Here is a 5,601-nt window from a genome sequence, read left to right on the forward strand (position 1 = left end):
TTCCTCAACCGCATGGACATTGATCGCCTCGATCCGAATGCTCACACGACGGACAGCAAGGCATTGTCAGGGTTGAAAAACTTTCGGATCGGGCTCTTAGAATCAGACGGTCCGCTGCCCCAGGAGGTCGCTCCGCGAATTTGCCCGAACAGACTGAGCTTCGGGCAAATCTCGCCGTTGATGGTAAGTCCTATGGCGTTCCTGCCGCTTTTTTGCCCGTCTTGCTCGGTGGTGCAGCCCATGCTTTCACTTTGTCGAACCAGTAAGAGAGACGTCCTTCACCCAGCGAGCGATGCGGTTGCGTGACCGACTTCAGCCGCAATTTTAGCTCGGCGTGGAGTTTACGTATCCAGGCCTTCTCAACGTCGAGCGCGTTGTCATGCTGCGCGTTCTCGAAACGTACCGCCAGCGCAGCCATCAACGGATCATTGAATTTGCTGTCGGCCAGCAGGAGGTCGGCCATGTCGTTAACCGCGATATTGTGAAGGATGCCGACCCCGGCATAGTTGCCTTGCTCGAGACCCCATTCGTGCAACATTGCCCCATCTCTCGGATTATCCTGCAGCCGCTTCAAAAGATCGGCAACTTCGCCAGACATGCGTCGAGCCAATGCCAACATCGTGGCGGCCTGCACCAGGGCGTGAAGCTCGACGAACTCAGGAGTGTCAGCTTCATTATAGACCAGTCCCGCGTAAGATCTCCCAAGAGGGCCGAAAAGCTCTGGCACGGCGAGCAAGGCGTCCGTCTTTTCGAGATCGGCAAGATAGGCTTTGAAGAAGGTTTTCGGTTTCACGCCACCGAGGACATCATCTTTATACTTGAGAAGACGGAGCGAGGTGCCGACGGCGTGCAGTAGTTCGCCAGGGTGAATGATTTTGCGGTGAGCGAGTTGGTCGGCGAAGGCGGTACGTACATGAGCATAGTCAGTGGCGCCCATGTCGTAAAAGTTCCACATGGCTCGCCATTCGGGTGTAGCTGCGATGCCGACAACACGAGGGTGCTTCGAAAGGTGATCGTTGAGCGCAGCGACATCCAAAGTCCCGCTGGCGAACAAATCGGCGAGCATCTCGGGCGGCACCACCGGGTCGCTCCAACTGACAAGCGGATACTTGTCGCGCAGGGCCCGTGCGCGCTGGCGTTTATCTGACACGGGCGCATTATTGAAGTTCAGACGATAGAGAATGTCAACGTCGAGTGTCCGCAACCCATCAGCATCTATGCCGTCGCTGCGATACTCCATGCCGATCGCCACCATGTAGAGAAGCAACGCACCAAGCGCGTCGTTGCTGGCACGCAGCTTCGGATCTGCCAGCTCGATTATGCGATCGAAATCGAATAAAATTGCTCGCAGACTTCGGAAATTGGGCTTGCCCCGTGCAGCGAACGTATTAAGTACAGCATCGCGATGGGCGAGGATCGCAGCCTTAGCTTCCGGCATTTTGAGATCGGCGGCAAAGGCGTCGAGCACGGTCCCGACGTCCGAACCAACGCGCATGGTTTTACCAATCAGTTTTTCTTTGCGAGCCTTGTAATCCTCCCGTTGTTCTGGCGGAATGTCTTCCTCGCTCGCAACAACGACCACTTTGATCTTATCCTGCTCGACGAAGCGATTGATGAATCCCATCACCTCGACAACGGACATTGGACAGCGCTCAAGATCGTCGAAAATGAGCACGCGTCCCTCGAGGCTTAGCATCGTGTCCTGCAGCAGCTTCTGGTTTTCCTTAGGGTCCGTCGCGACGCCTAAATAGGTAATGGCCTTCGACAGCACCGTATTTGCGACCTTCGCGGTCTTGCCGGAAAGCCAGGGATGCGCCTTCGCGAAAATGAGGGAGCTGACCTCAGACAGGTCGCTCACGCCGAACAGCGAGACCCTGATCTCCTCTTTTGCTGCAGGGTCATTTGCACGTGCCGCCGCAAGTCGGGCCTAGAAATATTGCTCGATGAAGAAGCTCTTACCCGATCCCCACGGCCCTTCAAGCATGACGGCGAAGTCAGGATTTCCCGGTCGGTCGAGATAGTAGTCGAGATACGCGCGCGCGGCAGGATCGGTGGTCACATAGGCTCCTGTAGATGAAGGCACAGATGGTTCATATATAGGGACTCTGACCAGCTAAATTAAGGTGACTTCACCGCTCATCTTGTCAATCAAGGGCTTGGTTGTGAACCGTCTCGCACGGCGCTTGTAATCTAGAGCAGATCCAGTTTGAATGGACACATTCGAACTGGTGAAGATGCTCGATAAACAATGAGTTAGAACAATTCCAATTGTGCCCGCGACTACGCAAACGAACGTTTGGGTTCTTGGATGCTTATACTGTAGCCTCACGGCCTCAGTGAGGTACAAAGTGGCTATTTTAACGAAATGGCGAACCTCTAATTCCTTTGATGCTCTATCCGTGATCTGAATGTTTTTAAGTCTCCGTCCATGATGATATTGTTATGTAATGTGCACATAGTAAAACTGAGGCATACGCCATCATTTTTGTTACAGGAATAGACTGCAGAGTTTCCTAAATACAGATATTTTGTGTTGTTCTGTACCTCACAGGAGAACCCCACAATAAAACCTATAGAAACTTTAATTTTGGATAAAACGCGGAAGATACCACTTTCTTACCACAAATATTCCAGTCATATCATCAAGCGTTCCAGACCTTAGCAGTCTCACTATCAAAGAACGTATATTCAAGATGCGATCCTACGGTCTTCTGGTACTTCGACAACAAACCGTCAAATATATTAATTTTTTCTGGATTTGGTTTGTACACACCAAAATATAGATGTTTCGCTTTAGAACCAAAGATAGCTCGGTAAATGTGAGCATCGTTCTCGTCGGCACTGTGTCCATATACGAAAATCGAACAGGAATTCCAGCGCAAGGTGTCGTAACAGTAACGCAAATAGGCGACAGAATTGATCTTTCGCATTTTCTGAGAGCTGGTGCCCTCCGCGACATAGAGCGGCAAGCGGCGCTTATTTATAATGGTATCGCTAATAGTTGCTATCACACCCATCCCGGTATCAAGTGCTTTTATGATCCCACCATCATCGGTCTCAAACAGATGTAGGCCGCCATGCAAGTTATAGAGATTACAGTACGCACCCTCGATAAATGGGCCACGGAAATACCCCTCCGATTCTCCAAGGCCAAATCCATCCGCGAGGCGACATTTCTCAAGATTTACCCAATAAAGCAGCAGGTCGTAGTTCAAAGAAAATACCGTACAGAAATTCGCAAGAAAATTAGCGCTGCTTGTGTATTGGAAACCCAGATCTTGTCTATGGATAGGATGCGTGGCGTTGACTGCTTTGACTAGTGCCTCTCTAACCATCTGGGCGTGGAGCATGATCTCACTAGCATGTGCATAGTTCCTATATCCTTGCTCGACAACGACTGCCCCTTCGAGGGCACGTATTACCGCCTCAAAATCTACCGTTCCTAGGATGTTAAATATTTCGCGCACTGGACTACCTACAGCAAGCCCCGAGTTGTCGAGGAGGTTGCGATAGTTAAAGTACTCAGCGGAAAAGCCGTTGCCGATCAATAGAGCTCGTTCCTCGCCTTTAGTTCTCTCCAGCGCCTCATCGAAGTCGATCATATTATGCATATTTTCCTCCAATCAATTCCTGTTCTTAATATATATTTAATATTTATCAATATATCGCATATAATTACATGAGTCATCCTAAAATACAAGACCTACTCGTCCACGGTGAAGGCTCGTTAGTGAACGGAAACGCAACTTTGACAACAGCATGCGCTCAATCGTATGGTATCAGTTCTCAATCTAGAATATGTAATCTACGCATAAGCAATATTCCAAGACATGTGATTATCGGCTTCTGGTATATTTTACCCGAGAACAGACAGACCGCTTGTGCCCCCTTACCCACCGGTCTGCTCGAAGAATTAAGCAGACTATTAGATCTAAATCGAAAATTTGGAAGAACTGGCGTTCGCTTACCCGAAACGAAGTGGTCGTTTTACGGCGGAGGCATCAGATATACTAAATGGTGGATGTTCCTTAGCTATAATCCTCAGAACGGCCCGAGAATGATGGAAGTTAAGAAACTCTTGCGCAAGTGCTTCATCGACGAAGCGCGTGGATATTTGTGCATCTGTTGAAGCGGTTAACGTACCAAGAGGAACACCGTCTTCCCACCCCTTCAGCTTTCTAAATTCTTTCACGATGATCCCGAACGGTGGATGAGCATGACTGAGTTGTGCCTCGGAATACGCAACGAGGCTTCCGGTAATATCGCATGCAATCAATCCATCAGGGCCGGAGAAATGGTCAAACTGTCTTTGCTTCATCCCCAGCAAATCGCGTGACACAGCATTATAGCAGGCTTTGGAAAACTCCTCCGCATCGCTTTTAGGACGGCCCGAAACCGCTTGAGGATAACTAAAATCAGTTGATGTATCGTCTACACGAACAACCCAGAATCCTGAGCTTGACCAGCCGTCTCCCTTATTCAACCGCCTCTCAAATCGCTTTATGCCGGAACCAATTTTTGAAGGTTCATCGGAAACAAGGAGATCAAAGCGCTCTAAGAGTGCGGAGAGATCGCTATGGTCCTCAACATCTTGTATATGTTCTCCATCACAATAGCGCGCCAGCATTTCCTTGAAATACTGTGTAGCCGCCTTTTTGGTTTTGAAAATTCGACCATTCGACAACTCTACCGACTTTGCCATCTGTCACTCCTCCACTGTCGTTTTTTTCAGCACGTTTTCACGGATTTCTCGGACGACGATCGGCGGCAAACCAATTGCGTCTAGCCGGTCGCACCGATCAACGACCCACTGAATACAGGCAGCCTGATCGAGGTCATCTAGTGCAACAACCTCGTAAAGTGCGACAGCTCCTATACGTGACATCCCAAGCTCCATAAGAGAGCGCAAGGTCACAGTACTCACCCCTAATTCCAAGGCGACGCCGATATCGAGGTCGCTATCAATCAGATCTTCTCGGTCTATAGCCTTCAAATGCTGGTTCAGCACGTCGACATAGGCAGAAAAATATCGAGGTGCCAGAAATCGAGCCGTACCTTCAATCATTTCCAGTGTGCCCCTGATGACGCTGGCTATATTGACCTCACCGTCACGCCGCTGAAGATACTCAATCCGCTTGCGAATGATAGTCGGCAACGAAAAGCCCTTCAGCCACTGCAACACCGTAAGCGCATGCAAGGGGATCAGCGTACTCGGCCGGAAAACGGTCAGGACATTATCGTTGATCCTTTCCATCATTTTCGAAAAACGATGATAAGCATCATCACTTTCCGAGGGTGCAGGCAGCAGATCCTCCGCGGGCCCCTCATAAGCCTGAAAGAATGCCAACAATCTCTGTAACCCCAGCAAACTCACGCCTGGGTTCCGGACGCCAATTTCTGCAGAAAGTTCGAGGCCCTGTGTCGCCTTCGCGAGTGCTTGCTCGAGACGTTGCAAATTGGCGGCGGGCTGACGCTTAGCCCACGGTGCCGCTGTCAGTGATCAGAGGTGGTCCCCATTTTTCGGACAGGGCGATAAGCTATCATCTGGCCTGAACGAGGACGGGTTTTATGGGCAAGGTTACGCGGAAGAGGTATGCGGCA

The 5,601-nt window shown here is 50.2% G+C and carries 5 protein-coding genes; all 5 read right to left on the reverse strand.

Annotated elements, in window-relative coordinates; translation table 11 throughout:
* Positions 1-190: 190 nt before the first annotated feature.
* The gene (locus tag CFR72_RS15990; RefSeq protein WP_110914739.1) at positions 191-1,858 is read right to left on the reverse strand and encodes a P-loop NTPase fold protein; all 1,668 of its coding nucleotides are present in this window, start codon (positions 1,856-1,858) and stop codon (positions 191-193) included.
* Between the two features lie 69 nt (positions 1,859-1,927).
* Positions 1,928-2,059 carry a P-loop NTPase fold protein gene (locus CFR72_RS15995; RefSeq protein ID WP_167400432.1) on the reverse strand — a complete coding sequence of 44 codons (132 nt, stop codon included), beginning with the start codon at positions 2,057-2,059 and terminating at the stop codon, positions 1,928-1,930.
* A 583-nt stretch (positions 2,060-2,642) separates the two neighbouring features.
* The gene (locus CFR72_RS16000; RefSeq protein WP_167400433.1) at positions 2,643-3,602 is read right to left on the reverse strand and encodes a DUF4917 family protein; all 960 of its coding nucleotides are present in this window, start codon (positions 3,600-3,602) and stop codon (positions 2,643-2,645) included.
* A 362-nt stretch (positions 3,603-3,964) separates the two neighbouring features.
* Positions 3,965-4,702 carry a DUF3223 domain-containing protein gene (locus tag CFR72_RS16005; protein ID WP_110914742.1) on the reverse strand — a complete coding sequence of 246 codons (738 nt, stop codon included), beginning with the start codon at positions 4,700-4,702 and terminating at the stop codon, positions 3,965-3,967.
* Positions 4,703-4,705: 3 nt separating this feature from the next.
* The gene (locus tag CFR72_RS16010) at positions 4,706-5,374 is read right to left on the reverse strand and encodes a hypothetical protein (protein WP_208630078.1); all 669 of its coding nucleotides are present in this window, start codon (positions 5,372-5,374) and stop codon (positions 4,706-4,708) included.
* Between the last annotated feature and the right edge of the window lie 227 nt (positions 5,375-5,601).

The organism is Gluconacetobacter entanii (assembly GCF_003206495.1).
GTDB lineage: Bacteria > Pseudomonadota > Alphaproteobacteria > Acetobacterales > Acetobacteraceae > Novacetimonas > Novacetimonas entanii.

What these genes read in the sequence shown, in the direction of transcription:
- CFR72_RS16005 (WP_110914742.1), bottom strand. Translation starts at nt 4,702, where the DNA reads ATGGCAAAGTCGGTAGAGTTGTCGAATGGTCGAATTTTCAAAACCAAA.
- CFR72_RS16000 (WP_167400433.1), bottom strand. Translation starts at nt 3,602, where the DNA reads ATGATCGACTTCGATGAGGCGCTGGAGAGAACTAAAGGCGAGGAACGA.